General features: G+C 69.6%; 20 protein-coding genes, 1 tRNA gene and 2 pseudogenes. 8 read left to right on the forward strand and 15 right to left on the reverse strand.

The features are described 5' to 3' along the window. Positions 1 to 15 precede the first annotated feature (15 nt). The gene (locus tag ACIQCY_RS11640; RefSeq protein WP_400484049.1) at positions 16 to 840 is read right to left on the reverse strand and encodes an undecaprenyl-diphosphate phosphatase; all 825 of its coding nucleotides are present in this window, start codon (positions 838 to 840) and stop codon (positions 16 to 18) included. A gap of 50 nt (positions 841 to 890) precedes the next feature. Between ACIQCY_RS11640 and ACIQCY_RS11645 the strand changes: the two genes are divergently transcribed. After that, positions 891 to 1,826: an aldo/keto reductase gene (locus tag ACIQCY_RS11645; RefSeq protein ID WP_400484050.1), complete on the forward strand. Its 936-nt coding sequence runs from the start codon at positions 891 to 893 to the stop codon at positions 1,824 to 1,826. A 100-nt stretch (positions 1,827 to 1,926) separates the two neighbouring features. Here ACIQCY_RS11645 and ACIQCY_RS11650 read toward each other — a convergent pair whose 3' ends face one another. After that, positions 1,927 to 2,232, reverse strand: coding sequence for a hypothetical protein (locus ACIQCY_RS11650; protein ID WP_400484051.1), 306 nt, complete (start codon positions 2,230 to 2,232; stop codon positions 1,927 to 1,929). Between the two features lie 41 nt (positions 2,233 to 2,273). On the opposite strand from ACIQCY_RS11650, the gene ACIQCY_RS11655 reads away from it, so the two are divergent. Beyond that, complete coding sequence (locus ACIQCY_RS11655; RefSeq protein WP_400484052.1) at positions 2,274 to 2,507, forward strand: DUF5703 family protein; 234 nt, start codon at positions 2,274 to 2,276, stop codon at positions 2,505 to 2,507. 68 nt (positions 2,508 to 2,575) lie between these two features. Here the strand turns inward: ACIQCY_RS11655 and ACIQCY_RS11660 are convergent, their stop codons facing one another. The 3 genes from ACIQCY_RS11660 to ACIQCY_RS11670 all read right to left on the reverse strand — a co-directional run bounded on the left by ACIQCY_RS11660 (position 2,576) and on the right by ACIQCY_RS11670 (position 6,343). Next, the gene (locus tag ACIQCY_RS11660; RefSeq protein WP_400484053.1) at positions 2,576 to 3,748 is read right to left on the reverse strand and encodes an acyl-CoA dehydrogenase family protein; all 1,173 of its coding nucleotides are present in this window, start codon (positions 3,746 to 3,748) and stop codon (positions 2,576 to 2,578) included. 16 nt (positions 3,749 to 3,764) lie between these two features. Further along, positions 3,765 to 5,066 carry a M20/M25/M40 family metallo-hydrolase gene (locus ACIQCY_RS11665; protein WP_400484054.1) on the reverse strand — a complete coding sequence of 434 codons (1,302 nt, stop codon included), beginning with the start codon at positions 5,064 to 5,066 and terminating at the stop codon, positions 3,765 to 3,767. Between the two features lie 137 nt (positions 5,067 to 5,203). Beyond that, entirely contained in the window at positions 5,204 to 6,343 is a 1,140-nt protein-coding gene (locus tag ACIQCY_RS11670) for a hypothetical protein (protein ID WP_400484055.1), read from the reverse strand. A 178-nt stretch (positions 6,344 to 6,521) separates the two neighbouring features. On the opposite strand from ACIQCY_RS11670, the pseudogene ACIQCY_RS11675 reads away from it, so the two are divergent. After that, positions 6,522 to 6,826: pseudogene (locus tag ACIQCY_RS11675) on the forward strand (DUF4193 domain-containing protein). A 218-nt stretch (positions 6,827 to 7,044) separates the two neighbouring features. Beyond that, positions 7,045 to 7,446 (forward strand): hypothetical protein, encoded by a 402-nt coding sequence (locus ACIQCY_RS11680; RefSeq protein ID WP_400484056.1) that lies wholly within the window; start codon positions 7,045 to 7,047, stop codon positions 7,444 to 7,446. 25 nt (positions 7,447 to 7,471) lie between these two features. Here the strand turns inward: ACIQCY_RS11680 and ACIQCY_RS11685 are convergent. The 3 genes and pseudogenes from ACIQCY_RS11685 to ACIQCY_RS11695 all read right to left on the reverse strand — a co-directional run. Next, a pseudogene (locus tag ACIQCY_RS11685) lies at positions 7,472 to 7,753 on the reverse strand (VOC family protein); the annotation flags it as partial. A gap of 73 nt (positions 7,754 to 7,826) precedes the next feature. Then, entirely contained in the window at positions 7,827 to 8,324 is a 498-nt protein-coding gene (locus ACIQCY_RS11690; protein WP_400484057.1) for a tetratricopeptide repeat protein, read from the reverse strand. Between the two features lie 89 nt (positions 8,325 to 8,413). Next, a complete protein-coding gene (locus tag ACIQCY_RS11695; protein ID WP_400484058.1) occupies positions 8,414 to 8,914 on the reverse strand; it encodes a tetratricopeptide repeat protein in 501 nt (166 codons plus the stop codon). A gap of 465 nt (positions 8,915 to 9,379) precedes the next feature. On the opposite strand from ACIQCY_RS11695, the gene ACIQCY_RS11700 reads away from it, so the two are divergent. Then, complete coding sequence (locus tag ACIQCY_RS11700) at positions 9,380 to 9,703, forward strand: M23 family metallopeptidase (RefSeq protein WP_400484192.1); 324 nt, start codon at positions 9,380 to 9,382, stop codon at positions 9,701 to 9,703. 279 nt (positions 9,704 to 9,982) lie between these two features. Here ACIQCY_RS11700 and ACIQCY_RS11705 read toward each other — a convergent pair. Beyond that, positions 9,983 to 10,066, reverse strand: a tRNA-Leu gene (locus ACIQCY_RS11705). A 289-nt stretch (positions 10,067 to 10,355) separates the two neighbouring features. On the opposite strand from ACIQCY_RS11705, the gene ACIQCY_RS11710 reads away from it, so the two are divergent. Beyond that, on the forward strand, positions 10,356 to 10,631 hold the full coding sequence (locus tag ACIQCY_RS11710) for a hypothetical protein (protein WP_400484059.1): 276 nt from the start codon (positions 10,356 to 10,358) through the stop codon (positions 10,629 to 10,631). Positions 10,632 to 10,635: 4 nt separating this feature from the next. Here ACIQCY_RS11710 and ACIQCY_RS11715 read toward each other — a convergent pair whose 3' ends face one another. The 6 genes from ACIQCY_RS11715 to ACIQCY_RS11740 all read right to left on the reverse strand — a co-directional run bounded on the left by ACIQCY_RS11715 (position 10,636) and on the right by ACIQCY_RS11740 (position 17,521). Then, positions 10,636 to 11,385 (reverse strand): M50 family metallopeptidase, encoded by a 750-nt coding sequence (locus tag ACIQCY_RS11715; protein WP_400484060.1) that lies wholly within the window; start codon positions 11,383 to 11,385, stop codon positions 10,636 to 10,638. 22 nt (positions 11,386 to 11,407) lie between these two features. Beyond that, positions 11,408 to 12,670: a kynureninase gene (locus ACIQCY_RS11720; RefSeq protein ID WP_400484061.1), complete on the reverse strand. Its 1,263-nt coding sequence runs from the start codon at positions 12,668 to 12,670 to the stop codon at positions 11,408 to 11,410. A gap of 129 nt (positions 12,671 to 12,799) precedes the next feature. Then, positions 12,800 to 13,771, reverse strand: coding sequence for a trypsin-like serine peptidase (locus ACIQCY_RS11725; RefSeq protein ID WP_400484062.1), 972 nt, complete (start codon positions 13,769 to 13,771; stop codon positions 12,800 to 12,802). A gap of 155 nt (positions 13,772 to 13,926) precedes the next feature. After that, positions 13,927 to 14,832, reverse strand: a complete 906-nt coding sequence (locus tag ACIQCY_RS11730) for a MaoC family dehydratase (RefSeq protein ID WP_400484063.1) — start codon at positions 14,830 to 14,832, stop codon at positions 13,927 to 13,929. Continuing rightward, positions 14,829 to 16,205, reverse strand: a complete 1,377-nt coding sequence (locus tag ACIQCY_RS11735; protein ID WP_400484064.1) for a 3-oxoacyl-ACP reductase — start codon at positions 16,203 to 16,205, stop codon at positions 14,829 to 14,831. Before ACIQCY_RS11735 ends, ACIQCY_RS11730 begins: the two co-directional genes overlap by 4 nt. After that, on the reverse strand, positions 16,205 to 17,521 hold the full coding sequence (locus ACIQCY_RS11740; RefSeq protein WP_400484065.1) for an acetyl-CoA C-acetyltransferase: 1,317 nt from the start codon (positions 17,519 to 17,521) through the stop codon (positions 16,205 to 16,207). The genes ACIQCY_RS11735 and ACIQCY_RS11740 overlap by 1 nt, the downstream gene beginning before the upstream one ends. Positions 17,522 to 17,585: 64 nt before the next feature. Here ACIQCY_RS11740 and ACIQCY_RS11745 point away from each other — a divergent pair, with 64 nt between their 5' ends. Further along, positions 17,586 to 18,350, forward strand: coding sequence for a TetR/AcrR family transcriptional regulator (locus ACIQCY_RS11745; RefSeq protein WP_400484066.1), 765 nt, complete (start codon positions 17,586 to 17,588; stop codon positions 18,348 to 18,350). Continuing rightward, positions 18,347 to 20,467 (forward strand): acyl-CoA dehydrogenase, encoded by a 2,121-nt coding sequence (locus ACIQCY_RS11750; RefSeq protein WP_400484067.1) that lies wholly within the window; start codon positions 18,347 to 18,349, stop codon positions 20,465 to 20,467. Before ACIQCY_RS11745 ends, ACIQCY_RS11750 begins: the two co-directional genes overlap by 4 nt. Positions 20,468 to 20,494: the final 27 nt, after the last annotated feature.

Consider the following 20,494-nt stretch of genomic DNA (forward strand, 5'->3'; position numbering starts at 1 on the left):
CCTTACGGCCCTGCGTCAGGCGCTGATGACCCCGAAGCCGAGAAGCACGTAGAGCGCGAGGCCGAGCAGGATGCGGTACCACACGAAGAGCCCGTACCCGCGCGTCGTGACGAACTTGAGGAACCAGCCGATGATCGCGAAGCCGACCACGAAGGCGACGACCGTGGCCAGGGCGGTCTCCGGAAGTGCGTAGGGGCCGGTCTCGTCGTAGCTCTTCGCGAGCTGGAACACGCCGCTGCCGAACACCGCGGGAATGGCCAGGAGGAACGAGTACCGTGCGGCAGCCTCGCGGGTGTACCCCATCAGCAGGCCGGCCGTGATGGTGCCGCCGGAGCGCGACACGCCCGGGACCAGGGCCAACGCCTGCGCGAGTCCGAACAGGATGCCGTGCCGGTAGGTGAGGCTCTGGAGGTCCCGTGCCTGCCGTCCGACGTGGTCGGCGACCGCGAGGATCAGGCCGAAGACGATCAGCATCGTGGCGACGATCCACATGCTCCGGAACGTGCCCTCGATCTGGTCCTGGAACAGGAGTCCGAGCAGGACGATCGGCACGCTGCCGAGAATGACCAGCCACCCCATGCGGGCGTCCGGGTCGTTCCGCGGGACCCTGCCCCGTAACGCGCCGAACCACGCCTTCACGATGCGCACGATGTCACGCCAGAAGAAGACGACGACGGCGGTCTCCGTGCCCAGCTGGGTGATGGCGGTGAACGCCGCACCCGGATCCTGCGCATTCGGCAGGAGCTCACCCACGATGCGCAGGTGTGCGCTCGATGAAATGGGTAGGAACTCGGTAAGGCCCTGGACGAATCCCAGGATGATCGCTTCTATCCAATTCACGCTTCTGACCCTAAGCCATACGGCCGGGGGCAGGCTTTAGGCTTGGCGGTATGCAACGGCGAAATGTGGGAGCGAGCGGCCTGACCGTCTCGGCTCTGGGACTCGGCACCATGAACTGGGGCCAGGAGGTCAACGAGGAGGCCGCACGCGAGCAGCTCCGCCTCTTCGCCGACGCCGGAGGAACTCTCATCGAGACCGCCGCCCGCTACGGCGAGGGCCAGGCCGAGGCCATGCTCGGCAGCTTCATCGGCGACACCGTGGCACGCTCCGAGCTCGTTCTCGTGGTGCAGGGCGGCACCACCCGGTCCGGCAGCCGACGGCTCGACTGTTCCCGGCGTGGCCTGCTCGATTCGCTGGACGCGTCGCTGTCGCTGCTCGGCACCGACCACGTGGACGTGTGGCTCGCGCCCTCTCCCGATGCCGCCGTGCCCCTCCACGAGACCCTCAGCGCCCTCGAGTCCGCGTATGCCACCGGGCGGGCGCGCTACGTGGGCGTGTCCAACTACTCCGGGTGGGAGTTCGCACGCGCCGCGGCGACGGCGTCCTTCCCGCTCCTCGTCAACGACGTCGAGTACTCCCTCGTCAACCGCGGCGCCGAGCGCGACGTCCTGCCGGCCACCGAGGCCTTCGGCGCGGCCATCCTGGCCTGGGGTCCCCTGGGCAGGGGTGTGCTGACGGGCAAGTACCGCGGCAGGATCCCCGCCGAATCACGGGGGGCATCGGACGTCTGGGCGCCGTACGTCGAGCCGTACCTCTCGGGCAAGCCCCAGCGCATCACGGAAGCGCTGTGCACCGCGTCGAGGGGGCTCGACCTCCAGCCGCACGAACTCGCGCTGCGCTGGCTCCTGCACCGACCAGGGGTGGCTTCGGCGATCGTCGGCGCGCGGACGCCCCAGCAACTCAAGGAGATCCTGCAGACCAGCGGTGCTCCGGTGGCCGGGCCCATCGCGGAAGTCCTGGACGAGGTCTCGGAACTGGCCCCGTAACGGTTCCTGCACCGGCCGCACAGGCCGGTCCCGCCTGGATCCGCCGTCCCGGGCGCGTGACGGCTCCGTGGAGCCGCGACGCGGTCGGTGTCCTACGCGGTCAGCGCTCTACTTCGGCCTCCATCAGGTCGGAGGCGTACTCGGCGTCCTCGTCATCCTCGGGACTTTCGTCCTCCGCACCCTCGTCGTCGTCCTCGTCGTCGGACTCCTCGTAGATCTCGAGCGGAGTCACTTCCCCGAAGGCGTCGTACAGGGCCTCCTCATAGACCTCGAAGGCGTCCGCGATGGCGAGATACGCCGCTTCCACCGCCGGATCATCCTCCCGCCGTCGTGCGGACGAGGCTGCAAGATGCTCTTCCAGGGCCGTCACGAGGGACTGGAGCGCGACACGCGGATCTATGCTCATGGCCTAGACGTTATCGGTAAAGTGGTCGGAATTGGAGGGATATGCGAGAACATTTTCTGAATGCAACGGCGGTCCGGGAGCGCGACTACGGGCGTCAGTACGAGTACCTGGTGCTCACCGTCCATGCCGGCGAGCCTTTGCCGGCGGCCCGGAAACTCATCACCGAACACGCCGAATACGGCAAGTGGGAATTGGAGCGCAGCTGCATCTATATGGGCGGCAGCAGGCGGTACTGGCTGAGGCGAAGGGTCCTGCGCGTCGAGCGCACCGCCTGAGCATCCGCGTGCACTCCTCCGGGTGACCAGGGAGGCCGACAAGCACCGCAGGAGCCCTGCGGGGGCATTCAGCGCGACGGCGGACCGAGCAGGGCCGTGGCGACCGTGGCCCGGGCCGACTCCTCGGTGGAGGGGTGGAACTGGCCCGCCAGCGCATCGCGGTGGAGTCGCACCACCTCGGACGATGCCGAGAAGCCGGAGCCGCCCCCCACATGGAGCGCAGCCGACGTCGCCGCGACCGCGGCGTCGACCGCGTGGGTCTTGAGCGTCACCAGCCGCGAGAACCAGCCGGAACCGGCATCGGCCCGGGCGTCGAGGTCTTCCGTCACGGCCCGGAGTTCTGCCTCCGCCCCCGTCCGCTTCATGCCCGCTCCGGCCAGGAGGTTCCTCAGGACCGGATCGTCGGACAGCGGGCGGTCCGCCACATGGCTGCGACGCCGGGTCAGGGCCTGTGCCGCGAGATCGAGCGCCCGGTCCGCGATACCGAGGTAGACCGAGGCGATCAGGCTTTCGAACGAAGCGAAGATCCCGAAGACCAGCAGGTCCGCGCTGGGACCTACGGGAACCCGCCGTAAGACGGCCTCCGGCGGCACCTGCACCCCGCAGAGCCGGGTGGTGTTGGACCGCGTGGCGCGCATCCCGAGCGGGTTCCAGTCCTCGACCGTCTCCACACCCGGCGTGCCGCGGGGAACGAACGCGTGCAGGATCGCATCATCCTCGCCGCCCTCCCCCGCGAGCTTGCCGAAGATGCCGAGCCGGGTCCAGACGGGCGAGAGGCTCGTGAACGCCTTCGTACCCGTGTAGCTGTAGCCACCGCCGGGCAGACGGTCCACCCGCGTCAGCGAATCGAACAGGACCGCGTCATTGCCCGGCTCCGAGACGCCGAAGGCGAAGACCTCGCCCCGTGCTGCGTCGTCGAGGACGAAACGGAGCGAGGCATCGCCGCGGTCCGCGAGGAGGCCGGCGACCGCCGTCCAGACCAGATGCATGTTGACCCCGAGGGCGGTTGCCGGAGCGGCCGCGGCCAGCAGCCGCTGCGCCCCTGACGCCCGTTTCATCCCCCCTGCATCACCGGGTGGTACCTCCGCCAGCATCCGGAGGTAGCCGGCCGCCCTCAGCTCATCGAAGTCCTCGGCGAAGAAGGTGTTTGCGGCGTCGTACCCCGCGGCCCTGTCCCGGAAGCGCTCGAGCATCCCGTCCGGCAGGAGCTGCCCGGAGGGCCCTTCCGACGTCGTCGCCATGGCCGATGCCCGCCGCTCAGTAGGTGGTCAGCAGGCGGGTGAGCACCTTCGCGCCGAAACGGAGCGATTCCGCCGGTACCCGCTCGTCGACGCCGTGGAACATGCCGGTGAAGTCGAGCTCCTCGGGCAGCTGCAGGGGTGCGAAGCCGTACCCCGTGATCCCGAGCCGGCTCAGCGATTTGTTGTCCGTGCCCCCGGAGAGCGTGTAGGGCAGGACCTTCGCGCCCGGATCCTCCGCGTGCAGCGCATCGATCATGGAGTCCACGAGGTTGCCCGCGAAGGGCACCTCGAGCGAGGTGTCCTTGTGCTCGTAGGTCACGTCCACCCCCTCGCCCGCCAGCCCCCGGATGATCTCCAGGACCTGGTCCTGCTGACCCGGCAGCGTGCGGACGTCGATCAGGGCCTCGGCGGTGCCGGGGATCACGTTGTGCTTGTAGCCGCTCTTCAGGACGGTCGGGTTGGCCGTGTTCTGGAGGGTCGCTCCTACGAACCGCGCCACGGTGCCCAGTTCCTTCAGGATGATGTCCGGGTTGTCGGGATCGAACTCGACGCCGGTGAGCTCGGTGACGCCGTCGAGGAACTGCCGCGTGGTGGGCGTCAGCTCGATGGGCCAGTGGTGGTCGCCGATGCGCGTGACGGCTCGGGCCAGGGCGGTGACCGCGTTGTCGGTATTGATCTGCGAGCCGTGGCCTGCGCGGCCGTGAGCGACGAGACGGAGCCAGGAGATACCCTTCTCCGCGGTCTGCAGGAGGTACGTGCGCTGGCCCCCGATGGTGGCCGAGAAGCCGCCGACCTCGGAGATGGCCTCGGTGGCGCCGTCGAACACCTCCGGCTTGTTGTCGACGAGCCAGGAGGCACCGTAGGTACCGCCCGCCTCCTCGTCGGCGAAGAACCCGAAGATGAGGTCCCGCTTCGGTCGAAGGCCGTTCCGCTGCATCGAGCGCAGGACGGACAGGATCATGGCGTCCATGTCCTTCATGTCCACGGCACCGCGCCCCCAGATCAGGCCGTCCTTCTCCTCGCCGCCGAAGGGATCGACGGTCCAGTCCTCCTTCTGCGCGGGGACGACGTCGAGGTGGCCGTGCACCACGAGTGCCGGCAGCGAGGAATCCGAGCCCTCCATGCGGGCGACGACGGACGTGCGGCCGGGCGCAGCCTCGAAGAGCTGCGTGGAGAGCCCCACCTCCTCGATCAGCCCGGCGGTGTACTCGGCGGCTTTCCGCTCCCCCGGGCCCACGTTGTCCCCGAAGTTCGAGGTATCGATGCGGATCAGTTCCTGGCAGATCCTGACGACTTCATCTTCGGGTGAAATGCCCACGTGGTCCTCCTCGGTAGCGGTTGCGCCTCCAGCCTACCGAGAGACCGTGCCGGGCATGGCCAGGTCTCCGGGGCACTGTCCGGCTGCTGCCGGTAGCATCTCGGGCGGATCCGCCCGCCGGCTCCGCCCGCGCGCCGTCACTCCGCGGGTTCCGGGTCGTCGACGACCTCACCGAGGTACTGGATGGTCAGCACCGGGGATTCCCTCTCGTCGGTGCCGGCGACGAGCGCGACGTACGCGTGCTCGCCACCGAAACCGGGGGCGATATAGTCGTAGCTCTTCCAGGTGGGGTGCTCGGCGGCGCCGTGCCAGGCGATCTGCAGCAGTATGTCCTCCCATTCGGCCTCCGCCGGGAGCTGGGAGAAACCGAGCGCATCCACGACCGCCTGCTCGACGGCGACCGGGCACAGGAAGTAGTGGCGGGAGGCATACGGGCTGATGTCCTGCAGGTGCCCGCTGGAAAGCGCCTGCCGGCGGGCCGGTCCTGGGTACTTCTCCGGTACCTCGCTCGTGAGCTGGTGTTCGAGGAGGTCGACCTGCTCCGTGGTGGGCATGCCTTCGGGGTAGAGGAAGGCGTTGACGCGGCACGCCGGATCGTAGGGCACGAACCAGCCCTGCGGGTCGGGCTGTTCACGGTCGGGGGCCGCGCGGTAGGCCCCCTCGAGTACGGAGCTGTCCCCGAGGAGGCCTACCGTCGCGCGGTCGAGGTCGATGGCCCCCAGACTGGCACCGTACTCGGTATCCGCGTGCCGGATGCCTTTCTTGGCGATGCAGTACGCGGCGAGTTCGTGCGCGAAGGTGCGGGCACCGTGCCAGCCCGACTCGAACTCCGAGGACACCTCGGCGACGACGACGGCGAAGCGTTGCAGGAATCCCGCAGTGTAGGAACGCCGGTACGCCGGCGGCAGGAGGTCGACCACCTGCGCCCCGGCCGAGGTGATGAACTCCTGGACGTCACCTTCCGCGGCCTCGAGCGTGCGCATCGCGAAGACGTCGTCGAAGACTCCGTCCAGAACGAGCGGGATCGCCTGGCGCAGGGCTCCGCGGAGGAGTTGCGCGATCACCAGGGCTTCCAGCCGGTCCTCGGGCGAGTCGTAGTTGTATGCCGGGAGCCGGCCGTCCTCATCGAGCTGCATCCGGCCGATGCACGCACCCTGCAGTTCGGGGCCGCCGAAGTAGCCGAACAGCGTCAGGTCGATGCCCTCGAGCTTGCGGCCTTCGTTGATCAGCGCGATCTGCCCGGGCGTGAGGTTCTGCGGGTCGATCGACTCTGCCACTGCGCTCCTCGGTCCGGTGGCGCCAGAGTAGCAGCGCCCGACGGAGAAGAGCGGGTACGGACCCCGGACACGATACATCGAGCGCCGTCGGCGTGGGCTTCGATGCAGCGCCCACCAAGGCATTGCCGTCGCAGGTAGCCTGTTGCGACGCCCCCACGACAGAGAGACCGAGAAACCCATGGCAACCGACTACGACGCCCCGCGCGTCCGAGCCGAAGACGAGCCCGCCAACGAATCCCTCGAGGCCATCCAGGCCCAGCGCAGCTCCACCACGCAGACGGCCGCCATCGACACCGAGGACGTCGACACCGCCGAAGGCTTCGACCTGCCCGGTGCGATCCTCGACGAAGAGCTGCAGGTCCAGGTCGTCCCCATCCAGGCGGACGAGTTCACCTGCATGTCCTGCTTCCTGGTCCGCCACCGCACGCAGCTCGCCCCTGCGAGAAGAACGGCGACAAGTACTGCGCCGAGTGCGAAGGCTAGGCGCGCCGGCGACAGCGCTGACAGGCGGAACGGCCGCAGGCTACCCCTTCTGCTGCACCTGTGACCTCGCGCAGGGAGATGGAAGTGGTGATGTCGCCGACCGCCGCGGACTGGGATCATGGTCGGACTGGCCCGTGAGGGCTTCTGGGGTGACCACCACGGGCAGGACCTACCGTCTACGCAGGTAGGTCCCGCCGCCCCGTGGAGGAGGAAGAATCATGAGGGACATCCCGGAGGGAGGTCCGCAGGAAGGCCCGAACAAAAGGCCGCCCGACACGTATCGGGCTGCAGCGGCCCTGCATGCCGCAGCCATCGACCTGTCCCACTGCAGGGCGAGATTCGTCCAGCCTTCGGAGTCCCACGCCACCCTGGGGGAGCTGATCGAAGTGCAGCAGCACCTGATGAACGTTCTGCAGGGGTTGTGCCAGTGGCACCAGCAGGTCCAGGCGGGCACGGACTTCGCCGATCAGAGGCAGAGCGTCGACGGCGTGCTGGAAGCGGCGTTCGAACTCCAGACGGCACTCCAGCATGCCGATTCACTGCACCAGGCCCTGATCCGGGCGCACCATGCCGGCACCCAGGTCCGCTGGTACACCCCGGACACCGACCCGCACGAGTGAACACCGGCGGAAGGTCAAGCACCGGTCAGCTCCTGTTGAGTTCCTCGGCGAGCATGACGATGATGCCGCTGGGGCCCTGGATATAGGTGAGCCTGTAGGCGTCCCCGTACGTCGCCACGCCGCGCAGCGGGTGGCATCCGTGGCGAGCGGCGATCTCGAGGGATTCGTCGATGTCGTCGACGGAGAAGGCGACCCGGTGCATGCCGATCTCGTCGGGCCGGGTGGGTTCCGTCTCGATCGCGTCGGGGTGACGGTACTCGAACAGCTCGAGGCGCCCGTTGCCGTCCGGCGTCCCCAAGCTGCGGCGGCCCCGGGGCCCTGAATCTGCGGTCGGGACCCCGAACGGTGCGGGCCGTCACCGGTGCGCCGCGGGAGAGGATTCAGGTCGTCGTGACGGAGCCGGGCAGGTCCGCGGCGTAGCCCGTGAGGGATCGTCTGTAGCCGTCGAGCGTGGGGATGAGGGCCAGTAGCGCTGTCCTCAACGCGTCCCCGTGTCTGCCTTCGTCATGCAGCGCCAGGGCGAGGAAGGCTTGGCGTGCTCCTTCGTCGATACCTGCGTCCGGCATCGATTCGAGGATCGACACGGCCTCGGCCGAGTCGCCGAGGTTGCGGAGGCTACTGGCGAGCTGGATGGACGCGCGTAACCCGCTCGTACCCTCGAGTCCGCCGCTGATCGCCCGCCTGTACAGCGGGATCGCTTCGTCTTCCAGCCCCAGGGCGTCGTGCACTCCGGCCAGCTCGAACAGAGCCTCCGGGTCGCCCTCCGGCCGAGCGGAGAGGAGATCGCGCATTCTCGCGATGGAGCCCTGCGGATCGTCGTCGTCGAAGTCCTGCTCGTAGTAGCGGTCGACTGCCTGGTGCCACGCTGTGTCTGTCACCTCGCCAGCCTCCCACGGAGTCTGGCGGGGAGTTCGACCAGGCACGCCGCTGTCGGGCGCGTGAGGGTCCCCTTCCCGGGGACATCCCGTCACGACTGTTCGCCGTCGAGAGCGCGGATGGAGGACGCGTTGCCGCTGATGGCTGCCTTGTACCGCTCGATGTCCGAAGCGCGGACGAAGTCCACCACCACATCGAGCAACGACGCGACGGCTGCATGCGATCGGCCCGCCGCATGCAGGGTGATGGCCTCGAAGGCCCCGAGTGCCGGGGAATCGGGAAAGGTTGCGCGAGCTGCTTCGAAGACCTCCAGCGACTTCTCGTACTCGCCCAGGTTCCGGAGCGTCGAGCCGTACTGGACGTAGCACCGGCGGAGCAGATCACCGTCGAGCCCGGCAGCAAGGGCCTTCTCGTAGAACCCCCGCGCGATGCCTTCCTGCCCCGCGGTGTCATAGGCCCCGCCGATCTCGTAGAGCACGCGCGCATTCTCAGGGTGGGAAGCGTAGTGGGGAAGCAAGGCATCGATGGTCGGTTGCATGTCGTCGCGGTCTCGACGCTCGAAGATCAGGTCGAGTTCATCACCCAGGGTCATGGCGCCACTCTCGCACAGGCCACCGACCGGTGCCCGCATGCCGGTGGGGATGTGGCAGGCACCACCTGCGTCCACACTCGCTCATGGGCTGGTGTGGCCTGGCTTCCGTGCAGTACGAGCATGAGAATGGGACGCATGATCCCGCTGCCGGACGACAGCCGTCCACTCGTGGTGAAGTACCCGCTGGCGGGTAGGTTCCAAGCGCGGAACAGTCCCGCGCGCCGGGTGCCGAGTCATGGTACGCATCGGATGGGTACCACCTTCGCCATCGACTTCGTACCCGTGGACCTTCGGGGAAGATCAGCTCCCTGGAGCTGGCGGGCAGTGGTGGGGACGGAACCACCGGAGCGGTTCGTCGGATTCGGGGCGACTGTCGTGGCACCTTGCACCGGAACCGTGGTCATAGCTCATGACGGTGAAGACGATCATGAGGCTCGAAGATCGCAACTGACGCTCTTCTCCTACATGGCGGGGCAGGCACGGCGCATCAGGCGCGGCGCAGGCGCGATAGCCGGCAATCACGTCGTGATAGCTCTTCGCCGGGAAGGGCCGTTCGTGGCGGTCGCCCACTTGCGCAGGGATTCTGTCTGTGTCGACGTCGGTGACGTGGTCGAAGCCGGGCAGATGATCGGTCAGGTCGGGAACTCGGGGAACAGTACCCAGCCGCACGCGCACGTGCAGGCTACCGACAGCACTCACTGGTCACGGGCGCGGGGAATGCCCATTGCATTCGAGAGCCCGATGGGCGTTGAGCTTCCATCCGAGTCACAGATCATCTTCGTGTCCTGAGCAGGGCGAGCTCTCCTTCGACGAGAAACACGGCGGCGAGCACGCAACGGGAGGGTCTCCCGACGCACCGGTTCCGCGGCCGCCGGGTCGAAGGCGGGACGCCGAGACGCCCCCTACGGGCCGCTGGTGGCGGCCACGGCCAGCAGCGGGTTGCCCTGCCGGCAGGAGCGGCATGCCCATGCTGCGGCGGGCTGGTGGATCTCCGCACCTGCCTGGTCAGGATGGCCCTTCGCCTGGTCGAGGGCACAAAAAAACCCCGGCGAACCGGGGTTTTCTTTGTGCGCGGAGGGGGACTTGAACCCCCACCCTCAATAAGAGGACTAGCACCTCAAGCTAGCGCGTCTGCCATTCCGCCACCCGCGCGGGTGGTTTTTCACCGTAGAAACCGGCGAAAGCAACGAGAGAAACACTACCACGAGATCGCCCGAGTTGTTGAATCGGCAGGTCCGCGCCGGTTCCGACCCCGCCCCGACCCCGCCCCGACGCCGCCCGGGCCCCCGCTTCGGCACAGGTGATGCGGGCTTCCTACACGGGATCCGGACGGGCGGGCAACTGCACGCGAGCAACCCCACGGGAACAGCCGGCCTGCGTATGCTGTCCTCACCAGCCACCCCTACCACGGAGGTGCCCCCAAGTGCAGGGAATGGATGACGTGGACCACACGAATCCCGACCAGGAGCAGTACGCCCTGACGTACGAGGCCATGAAGCGCGCGAACATCTCGACGGGTGAGCTCTGGCTCCATTACTTCAGCATGGGCGGCGGAGTGGACGAGTACGAGGTCAACGCGTACCTGCACGGCTTGATCGACCTGCCCGAACACGAGCGGGACTGCATCGCCCAGGCCGTCAACGAACTGTTCGACGACCTGTGCCGGCAGCAGGGGGCGCCCTACAGTTCGGGCCACGTCCGGCGCTGCAGCGACTGAGCAGTCACCGGACCGGGACTGCACCCTGCGCGATGACGGCCAGTGGGTGCACGGACAGGACCAGCGCTCCGAGGATGGAGAGCGCGAACAGCCCGAGCCAGACGGGAGCGGGGATGCGTGTCGTCCCCGCCAGCAGGTAGGCGTCGGACGAGGCGAGATTCCGCCGTCGGACGTGGACCCGCACCACCTTCCCCCAGTCCCGGCAGGCGCCCACCAGCAGGGCGATCCCGAGGACCAGGCAGGCGTACCCGGCGGACGCCGGTCCACCGAACCGGACGAGAGCCAGCGACACGGCTGCAGTGATCCCCAGGATGAGGACGCCCTGGAGGTTCCGGATGAGGACGAGCGCGGCCATGAGGGCCAGCGCGCCGACGGACAGCGCGGCGGGCGCCCAGCCGTAGGCGGCACTCCACACGAGAGCCGCACCGACGGCGGAGGGCACGGGATAGCCCCAGAAGGTCGTGAAGGCGGCCCGCCACCCGCGCGGGCCGAGGCTCGTCGTGGTGCCCGAATGGTCGAGGCGCAGCGTGATCCCGGTGACACGCTGCAGGGTCAGGAGGGCAGCGGCCGCGTGGCCGAGTTCGTGGACCACGGTGACGAAGAGGCCGAAGAACCGCCACGAGCGCCGGGGCACCGACAGCGCGACGGCCACCGCCACGATGGCCACCAGCCCGGTGACGCCGATCACGGGAGGCGACGCCCGGACCAGGCCGTCCATGAGCCGTTCCCAGAACTGGCCCAGCGCATCCTGCATCAGGAGCCCAGCGAGCGGTGCATCATCCGGTCCATGGCTGATCCGCCGTCCGGTTCCCGCTGCGGGGCAGTCGCGCTGCGATGGCCTCGATGGCCACCGCGACCTCGTGGAACGACGTCGACAGCGGTGAGAGGCCCAGCCGGATCCCGTTCGGGTTGCGGTAGTCGGGAATGACACCCTCCTCCCACAGTTCCGGGACCATTCCCGCGAACGCCTGATGGTCGATCGTGATGTGGCCGCCCCGGGCGGATGGGTCCCGGGGCGAGGCGAGCGCGACCCCGTACGGAGCGAGCACCGCGTCGACCGCTTCGACGGCGAAGCCCGTGAGGAGCTCGGATTTCGCACGCACCGCAGCCATGCCTACCTGCTCGATGAGCGCCAGCATCTCGCGCATGGCCAGCATGCCCACGATCGGCGGCGTGCCCGACACCAGGCGCCGGATGCCCTCCGCCGGCTGGTAGTCGGCGCCCATCGCGAACGGATCGGCGCTTCCCAGCCACCCGAGGATCGGCTGCTCGAGGGTCGGCAGGTGCCGCTCCGCCACGTATGCCCAGGCCGGCGCGCCGGGCCCGCCGTTCAGGTACTTGTAACTGCAGCCGGCGGCGTAGTCGACGCCCCACGCGTCCAGCTCCGCGGGTACGGAGCCGACGGAGTGGCTGAGGTCCCACAGGACGAGGGCCCCGGCGTCGTGGGCGATCTTCGTGATTCCCGGGACGTCCGCGATGAAGCCCGAGCGGTACGCGACGTGGCTGAGCAGGACGAGCGCGGTCCGTGGGCCGACGACGGCAGCGACGTCGGCGGGCGTGGCACCGCCGTCGTAGGCCACGTCGATCCAGCGCAGCGTCAGTCCGCGCTCGCGCGCGATGCCCTCGACGATGAATCGGTCCGTGGGGAAGTTGTCGCGGTCCACCACGATCTCGGTGCGCTCCGGCCGCGCAGCGACCGCCGCACGCGCGAGCTTGTAGAGCAGGACGCTCGTCGAGTCCGCCACGATGCACTGCCCCGCGGCAGCCCCGAGTGCCACCCGGCCCAGCTGGTCGCCGATCTGCCCGGGCAGGCCGAGCCAGCCCTCGTCCCACCCGCGGATCAGGCGCCCGCCCCACTGGTCCTGGACGAACGAGGTGAGGCTCTCCACCGTCGTCGCGAGCGGACGGCCGAGTGAATTGCCGTCGAGGTAGGACCGCACGGTCCCCTCGGCGGTGCCGAGGAAGAGCGTGCGGTGCTGGGCGAGGGGATCCGCGGCGTCCAGGTCGGCCGCGCGGTCGTGGAGGGTGGAGGCGCTCATGGCCCCAGTCTAGGGCGGTGGTCGCGGGCGACGCCGGACCGGCCTCGGCACGAGGCGGGCGGTCCCCGTGGAGGGAACCGCCCGCGCACCGCCACCCGGTGGCGATCGGCCGAGAACGACCTGCGGAGGCTACCGGCCGGCCGCCGTGGAGTAGGCCGACTGGATGGAACTGCCGAAGTACGGGCCGTACATGACGTTCTTCTGGCTGCTGTAGCCGAAGCTGTTGACCGAGTTCTGCGTGCCCGCTGCGCCCGAGCCGACGAACCAGGGACCTCCCGAGGAGCCGCCGGTCATGTCACAGGGGATGCCCTGCGACTGCGTGCCGCCGATCCTGTCGGCGGAGGCGGTGCCGTAGCAGCTGTAGAGCCGCTCGCCGTTGAAGGGGGATGCGGCGGGGTACCCGTAGGCGCTGTAGGTGAGGCTGCGCGCCATGTTGAACCCGATGCTCGAGGCACCGACGGTCGCGGAGAGGGTTTTGCCGTTGAGCGTGTTCACCACGGCGAAGGCGCCGTCGTAGTTGATGTCGTTGCGCGCGACCCACTCGGCGGCAGCGTGCAGTGAGCGCGCGGTCCACTTGCCGTAGGGAGCGGCACCGTTGCTGTAGGCGGGGACGAAGACGAAGTTCGTGGCCCAGCCGGAGGCGAGGTCGTGCGTGCAGTGGCCCGCGGTGGCGACGGTGCTCTGGTTCCCGCTCTGGACCGAGTTGCCGGAGCAGACGTAGTTCTGGCCGTCCATGGTGAAGAACACCTTGCCGATGCGGGAGACCGGTGCCTGCGCGGTGGCGCGGGCTTCGACGACCGGTTCCCTGGGAGCCTTGGTGATTGACTCCTGCCCAGCCTTGGGCATGATCGAGCGGCCTTCCGCGGCCCAGCCGGAGTTGATGGTGTTGGCGGGCTTGGCCCCCCTCATCCTGTCCTCCGTCCAGTAGGCGTCGAGCGCCGCCTGGCTCTCGTCCTGCGCATGGGACGCGGTGGTGCCCGCGACGGCGGTTCCGACCGCTCCCGCGGAGGGTGCGGCCTGGACGGGACCTGCTGCCATCAGCGCCGATGCCAGCAGGGCCGAAGCGGCGATCATGCCGGCTGTGAGACCTCTAGAGTTCACGAGACTCCTCTTTCCATACAGTGGGGCCAGCCGTGGTCGGCTGGTGCCTGGAGTCTGCCCCGACGGCGAAGGCCCTGCCCAGCGGAAATGGCGACCTGGGGTGAAACTCCCCCGAATACCATCGCCTCTCTGGACAGGGCCTTCACGGCATGGAACTATTCCGCGCGCACCCACCCCGTGAAGTGCGGCCGCTGTCGCTCGGCGGACCAGCCGACGACGTCGACGCGGTCGCCCGAGTCGTCCCGGGTGCGGGTGAACGATGTCGCCACGACGCCGGGCAGCAGGACCGGCGCGGCGAACTCGATCCGCCAGTGCAGGCCGCCGGACGGGGCCGGCACGGCCTGGTCGACCATGCGCGCGGCGAGGTACATGCCGTGGGCGATCGCCGTCTTCATGCCGAGCGCCTTCGCCGTCGGCCCGCTGAGGTGGATGGGGTTCCAGTCCCCCGACACCGCTGCGTAGCGGCGTCCCGTCCCGGCGTCGAGCCGCCAGACGCCCGTCGGCGGGGGCGCCGAGAACGCCGGGCGGTCCTCGGTGTGGCGCTCCCCGTCCGCCGAGGGGAGCCTGACACCCCTCGCCAGGTAGACCGAGCGGCCTGTCCACACGCGCTCGCCACCGATGCCGACCTCCGTCACGAGGTCGACCTGCGTGCCGGCCGGGTGGGAACGAAGGTCCTCCGCCCAGGCCACGACGTCGAGTTCCTCGAACGCGCTCACCTGCCGCTCCTGGTGCACCTCGTTGCTCAGGTGCACCATGCCCAGCAGCGGCAACGGGAAGTCCTCCCGGGCGAGCACGCTCATGGCCACGGGGAACGCGAGCGTGTGGAGGTAGGCCGAGGGGACCTGGTCCCGCCCGGCGGATCCGAGCAACTGCTGGTACCGGCCAAGGGCTTCGAGGCCGACGGAGACTCCGCGGGCCCGGTGCCGGACGTCGGGCAGCACGGACGGTGTGCTCGCCCGCCCGATCCTGCGGCGTACGGCGAGCGCGAGGGCCTGGCGGTACAGCCCGGGAAGGGCCGGGACGCCGGGCAGCGTCACGTCGTCCGGAGGCGTCGTGCTCACGCCCCCACCAGGTTCTGGCCGCACACCCGGACCACCTGCCCGTTGATCCCGGCAGCGGCGTCGGAGGCGAGGAAGGCGATGGTCTCGGCCACGTCCACGGGGAGGCCGCCCTGCTGCAGGCTGCTCAGTCGGCGGGCGACCTGGCGCGTCAGCGGCGGGATCTTCGCCGTCATGTCGGTCTCGATGAATCCGGGGGCCACCGCGTTGATGGTGCGGCCCACGCCGTCGAACGCCGCGGCCTGCGCGCGGACCATGCCGATCACGCCGGCCTTGGACGCCGCGTAGTTGCTCTGCCCGCGGTTGCCCGCGATGCCGCTCGTCGACGCCAGGCTGATGATCCGGCCGGTGTCGGAGAAGACCGGCGAGGCGAGGAACTCCTCGTTCATGCGCAGCTGGGAGGCGATGTTCACGGCGATGACGGAGTCCCACCGGGATGCGTCCATGTTCGCCAGGAGCTTGTCCCGGGTGATGCCCGCGTTGTGCACCACGATGTCGAGCATGCCGAAGCGCTGCCCGGCGTGCTCGAGGATCCGGGCGGCGGCGTCGGGAGCGGTGATGTCGAGCTGGAGTGCCGTGCCACCGACCCTGTTGGCCACCTGGGCGAGCTGCTCGCCGGCCGCCGGAACGTCGAGCGCCACCACGCGGGCTCCGTCACGGGCGAGGACCTCGGCGATCTTGGCGCCGATTCCGCGCGCGGCTCCGGTGACCACCGCGGTCCTGCCGGCCAGCGGCTGGTCGGGCACGCCCTCCCCCTCCGCGGTCGTCGCGGCGGCGAGGCCGGCGATGCTCCCGGCGGGAGTGGCGGACACCTCGACGAACTGGCCGTCCACGTAGGCGCTCTTGCCGGAGAGGAAGAAGCGGAGGGCGCCGAGGGTGGTGGGGTCGGTGGTCGCCGCGTCGCCGCGGAGGATGATGCCGTTGGCCGTCGCACCCCAGCGCACCTCGTGCGCCACCGATCGGATGGCGCCGTCGATGCCCTGCCGGGCGGCGGCTTCGGCGGGATCGGTGGTGTCCGCGGACGAGCGGAACAGCGCGACGACGCGTCCGCCCGGCACCAGCAGCTTCACCGCCTGCCCGAGCTCCAGCATGGGGCCAGCCAGGTCCGCCGGCGCGGCCACGGCGTCGAGCACGACGACGGCGGCGCTCAGCTTCTCGCCGGGCAGGACATGGCGCCGTACTTCGACGTCCCAGCCCAGGAGCACCTCGGCGAGCGCATCCGCCCCGGAGCCGGAGCCCGCGACCAGGACCGGCCGGGTTGCGATGGCCTCGCCCGGCGTGTAGCGGCGGAGGACCGAGGGTCGCGGCAGCCCGAGGGCCTTGGCGAGTCTCCCCGGCAGCGGGGTGTTGACCAGGTCCAGGTACTTGTCGGCCATCAGTTGCGCGCCTCGAGGATCGCGGCGACGCCCTGGCCCCCGGCGGCGCAGATGGAGATGAGGCCCCGACCGCCCTGCTCCGAGAGCGTCTTGGCGAGCGATGCGACGATGCGGCCGCCGGTCGCGGCGAAGGGGTGTCCGGCCGCGAGCGAGGAGCCGTTGACGTTGAGCTTGGAGGGGTCGATGCTGCCGAGGGCGCCGTCGAGCCCCAGGACCCGCTTGCAGTAGTCCGCGTCCTCCCAGGCGGCCAGCGCGCTGAGGACCGTCCCGGCGAAGGCCTCGTGGATCTCGAAGAAGTCGAAGTCGTCGAAGGTGAGCCCGTTGCGCTCCAGCAGGCGGGGCACGGCGTGGACGCCCGCCATGAGCAGGCCTTCCTCGCCGTGCACGAAGTCCACTGCCGCCGCTTCGGCGTCGACGATGTTCGCGAGCATCGGCAGGTTGTTGGCGGTGGCGTATTCCTCGCTGCCGAGCAGGACGAGGGCGGCGCCGTCGGTCAGGGGCGTCGAGTTGCCTGCGGTCATCGTCGCAGGAGTGTCGAGTGACTTGCCGAACACGGGCTTGAGCGCCCCCAGCTTCTCCAGGGACGTGTCGGCGCGGAGGTTGGCATCCTTCGTGAGGCCGCGGTACGGCGTCATGAGGTCGGAGAAGAAGCCGCGCTCGTAGGCTGCCGCGAGGTTGGAGTGGCTGCGGTAGGCGAGTTCGTCCTGTGCCTCCCGGGTGATCTGCCATGCCGCCGTCGTGAGCGCCTGGTGCTCGCCCATGGACAGCCCCGTGCGGGGCTCTCCCGTGGTGGGGGCGTTCGGTGAGAGGTCCTTCGGGCGGAGCTTGCCGAGGGTCCTGATCTTCTGCTGGGTGGTCCTGGCGCGCGAGAGGTCGAGCAGCACGCGGCGCAGCCCCTCGCTGACGGCGATGGGCGCATCCGAGGCGGAGTCGACGCCGCCTGCGATGCCCGATTCGATCTGGCCGAGCTTGATCTTGTTCGACAGCCCCACCACGGTCTCGAGTCCGGTGGCGCATGCCTGCTGCAGGTCGTAGGCGGGCGTCTTCGCGGACAGCGCGGAACCGAGGACCGCCTCGCGCGTCAGGTTGAAGTCGCGGGAGTGCTTGAGGACGGCTCCTGCCGCGACCTCGCCGATCCGCTCCCCCTGCAGGCCGAAGCGTGCCACGAGTCCGTCGAGGGCCGCGATCAGCATGTCCTTGTTGGACGAGTAGGCGTACGCGCCGCCGGAGCGGGCGAACGGGATGCGGTTGCCGCCGATGACGACTGCCGTGCGGGGTGACTGGGCAGCGTTCTGCGCCCCGGCCTGATCTGTCATGGAAGGACTCCTGGTACGAGAGGGTGGATTACCGATACCTAGCGTACCTGATACGCTGGGTATCATGAAGCTTGCGCAAGTCCTGAAGAGCGCCTCCCCCAAGGCGGCCGACGGCGCAGCCGCCGCTCCGGACGGACGCTCGAGCCGTTGGGAGGAGCACCGGGCGGAACGGCGCCGACAGCTCATCAAGGCCGCGAGGCGCGCCGTCAGCTCCCTCGGCCCGAAGGCGTCGATGGAGGACATCGCCGCCGCGGCCGACACCTCGAAATCGGTGTACTACCGCTACTTCGGCGACAAGACCGGACTGCAGCGGGCCATGGCCGAAGTGGTCATCGGCCAGATGCAGCAGAAGGTGATCGACGCGGCGAAGGCAGCTGCCACCCCCCGCGAAGGGCTGCACTCCATGGTGCTGGCCTACCTGCAGATGGCGCAGACCTCGCCGAACGTCTACGCCTTCGTCACCCGCGTCGGCATCGCCGAGACCAGCGCGGCCGAGGACGGCGACCAGGACACCCTCGCCCACTTCCTCGCCGCGATCACGGAGATGATCTCGCGGCCGATGCGCGCCTACCTCCTCTCCCCCGACCGCCCGGCCGGCCCCGACGACGCCGCGCCCGAGTACTGGCCTGCTGCAGCCATCGGAATGGTCCGGGCAGCCGGCGAGCAATGGCTCGCAACTCCCGACGGACCCGGGAAGCCGACGGAGGAGCAGATGGCCCGGCACATCTCCGGATGGCTCTTCGACGGGATCAGCCGGTTCGAGGCCCTCGTGCCGTCCACCGACGCACTCTCCACCCCTATCCGCCCATCAGCGAAGGACACGCCATGACCCAGACCATCTCCCGACCCCAGCAGATTCCCGCCACGGCGGACATCCGGGACGACGAGGGCGCGACCGTGGACACCGCCGAGCTCGGCGAGCTGCTCCTGGGCAGGTGGGCGCACGTGCGGCGCATCGCCCGCGACCTCGCCGGCCGTCCCGAGGTGCAGAAGATCGAGGGCCTGACGCACAGGGACCACCGCCTGCGCTGCTTCGACCAGCTCCACTACCTCGTGGAGCAGCAGGCCGTGCACCGTGCCTTCCCGAAGGCCTTCGGCGGGGACGACGACCACGGGGGCAACATCGCCGGCTTCGAGGAGCTCGTGGTCGCCGACCCCTCGCTCCAGATCAAGGCCGGCGTGCAGTGGGGCCTCTTCGGCTCCGCCGTTCTGCACCTCGGCACGGACAAGCACCACGAGGCGTGGCTGCCGGGCATCATGAACATGGAGATCCCCGGCTGCTTCGCGATGACCGAGACCGGCCACGGCAGCGACGTCGCGAGCATCGCCACCACGGCGACCTTCGACCCGGCCACCGACGAATTCGTCATCGACACGCCCTTCCGCGCCGCCTGGAAGGACTACATCGGCAACGGCGCCATCGACGGCCGCGCCGCCGTCGTCTTCGCGCAGCTGATCACCAACGGCGTGAACCACGGTGTGCACGGGCTCTACGTGGAACTGCGCGACGCCGACGGCACGTTCAAACCCGGTGTGGGCGGCGAGGACGACGGCATCAAGGGTGGCCTCAACGGCATCGACAACGGCCGCCTGCACTTCACCGCCGTCCGCGTGCCGCGCACCAACCTGCTCAACCGCTACGGCGACGTCGCCCCGGACGGCACCTACACCTCACCCATCGCGTCCCCCGGCCGCCGCTTCTTCACCATGCTCGGCACCCTGGTGCAGGGCCGCGTCTCGCTCGACGGCGCAGCCGTGGCCGCGAGCAAGCTCGCGCTGACCGCCGCCATCACCTACTCGACCCAGCGCCGCCAGTTCAACGCGTCCTCGGACCTCAGGGAAGAGGTGCTGATGGACTACCAGCGGCACCAGCGCCGGCTCCTCCCGCGCCTCGCCGCGACCTACGCGGCGTCCTTCGCGCACGAGGAACTCCTCGAGAAGTTCGACGACGTCTTCTCCGGGGAGCACGACACCGACGAGGACCGGCAGGACCTCGAGACGTTCGCCGCCGCCCTCAAGCCGCTCAGCACCTGGTTGGCCCTCGACACGCTGCAGGAGTGCCGCGAAGCCACGGGCGGCCAGGGCTTCCTGATCGAGAACCGCTTCGCGTCGCTGCGTGCCGACCTCGATGTCTACGTCACCTTCGAGGGGGACAACAACGTCCTCCTGCAGCTCGTCGCCAAGCGCCTCCTCACGGACTACGCCAAGGAGTTCAAGGGAGTCGATTTCGGCGTGCTGGCGCGCTACGCGGTCTCGCAGGCCGCCGGGAGGACGCTGCACCGGTCGGGTCTCCGCCGGGTGGCCCAGACCGTCGCGGACTCCGGGTCCGGGAAGAAGTCCGCGCTCGCGCTGCGCGACGAGGACACGCAGCGCGAGTTGCTCTCGGACCGCGTGCAGTCGCGGGTCGCGGACCTCGCCGCCGTGCTCCGGGGCGCGAAGGGCATGTCCCAGGAGAAGTCGGCCGCCCTCTTCAACGAGCACCAGAACGAGCTCATCGAGGTGGCCCACGCCCACGCGGAGCTCCTGCAGTGGGAGGCGTTCACGCGCGGGCTCGGAAAGATCCAGGATCCCGGGACCAGGGAGGTCCTCACGCGCCTGCGCGACCTCTTCGGACTGTGCCTGATCGAGAAGGACCTGGCCTGGTTCCTCATGAACGGGCGCCTCTCCTCGCAGCGCGCCCGGACCCTCGACGGCTACATCAACCGCCTCCTGGTCAAGATCCGACCCCACGTACTCGACCTCGTGGAGGCCTTCGGCTACGGCCCGGAGCACCTGCGCTCGGCCATCGCCGGCGGGGCGGAGCAGCAGCGGCAGGAGGAAGCGGCGGACTACACGCGCCGCCGCCGTGCCAGCGGTGACGCTCCCATCGACGAGAAGACGCTCCTGGCCCGCGAGGCCAAGGCGAAGAAGACCAGGAAAGCCGCCAAGGTCCGCGTGAAGCGCTAGCGGCGTGGGCCTCTGACGGTCGGCCCG

Origin of the sequence: Arthrobacter sp. NPDC092385, from assembly GCF_044755105.1 — a bacterium.
Taxonomy (GTDB): domain Bacteria; phylum Actinomycetota; class Actinomycetes; order Actinomycetales; family Micrococcaceae; genus Arthrobacter_D.

Excerpts from the sequence above, each read along its gene's own strand:
- ACIQCY_RS11655 (WP_400484052.1), top strand. The coding sequence starts at position 2,274 with ATGCGAGAACATTTTCTGAATGCAACGGCGGTCCGGGAGCGCGACTAC.
- ACIQCY_RS11645 (WP_400484050.1), top strand. The coding sequence starts at position 891 with ATGCAACGGCGAAATGTGGGAGCGAGCGGCCTGACCGTCTCGGCTCTG.
- ACIQCY_RS11735 (WP_400484064.1), bottom strand. The coding sequence starts at position 16,205 with ATGGCCGACAAGTACCTGGACCTGGTCAACACCCCGCTGCCGGGGAGA.
- ACIQCY_RS11715 (WP_400484060.1), bottom strand. The coding sequence starts at position 11,385 with ATGCAGGATGCGCTGGGCCAGTTCTGGGAACGGCTCATGGACGGCCTG.
- ACIQCY_RS11740 (WP_400484065.1), bottom strand. The coding sequence starts at position 17,521 with ATGACAGATCAGGCCGGGGCGCAGAACGCTGCCCAGTCACCCCGCACG.
- ACIQCY_RS11720 (WP_400484061.1), bottom strand. The coding sequence starts at position 12,670 with ATGAGCGCCTCCACCCTCCACGACCGCGCGGCCGACCTGGACGCCGCG.
- ACIQCY_RS11700 (WP_400484192.1), top strand. The coding sequence starts at position 9,380 with ATGGCGGGGCAGGCACGGCGCATCAGGCGCGGCGCAGGCGCGATAGCC.
- ACIQCY_RS11680 (WP_400484056.1), top strand. The coding sequence starts at position 7,045 with ATGAGGGACATCCCGGAGGGAGGTCCGCAGGAAGGCCCGAACAAAAGG.
- ACIQCY_RS11750 (WP_400484067.1), top strand. The coding sequence starts at position 18,347 with ATGACCCAGACCATCTCCCGACCCCAGCAGATTCCCGCCACGGCGGAC.
- ACIQCY_RS11650 (WP_400484051.1), bottom strand. The coding sequence starts at position 2,232 with ATGAGCATAGATCCGCGTGTCGCGCTCCAGTCCCTCGTGACGGCCCTG.
- ACIQCY_RS11660 (WP_400484053.1), bottom strand. The coding sequence starts at position 3,748 with ATGGCGACGACGTCGGAAGGGCCCTCCGGGCAGCTCCTGCCGGACGGG.
- ACIQCY_RS11695 (WP_400484058.1), bottom strand. The coding sequence starts at position 8,914 with ATGACCCTGGGTGATGAACTCGACCTGATCTTCGAGCGTCGAGACCGC.
- ACIQCY_RS11745 (WP_400484066.1), top strand. The coding sequence starts at position 17,586 with ATGAAGCTTGCGCAAGTCCTGAAGAGCGCCTCCCCCAAGGCGGCCGAC.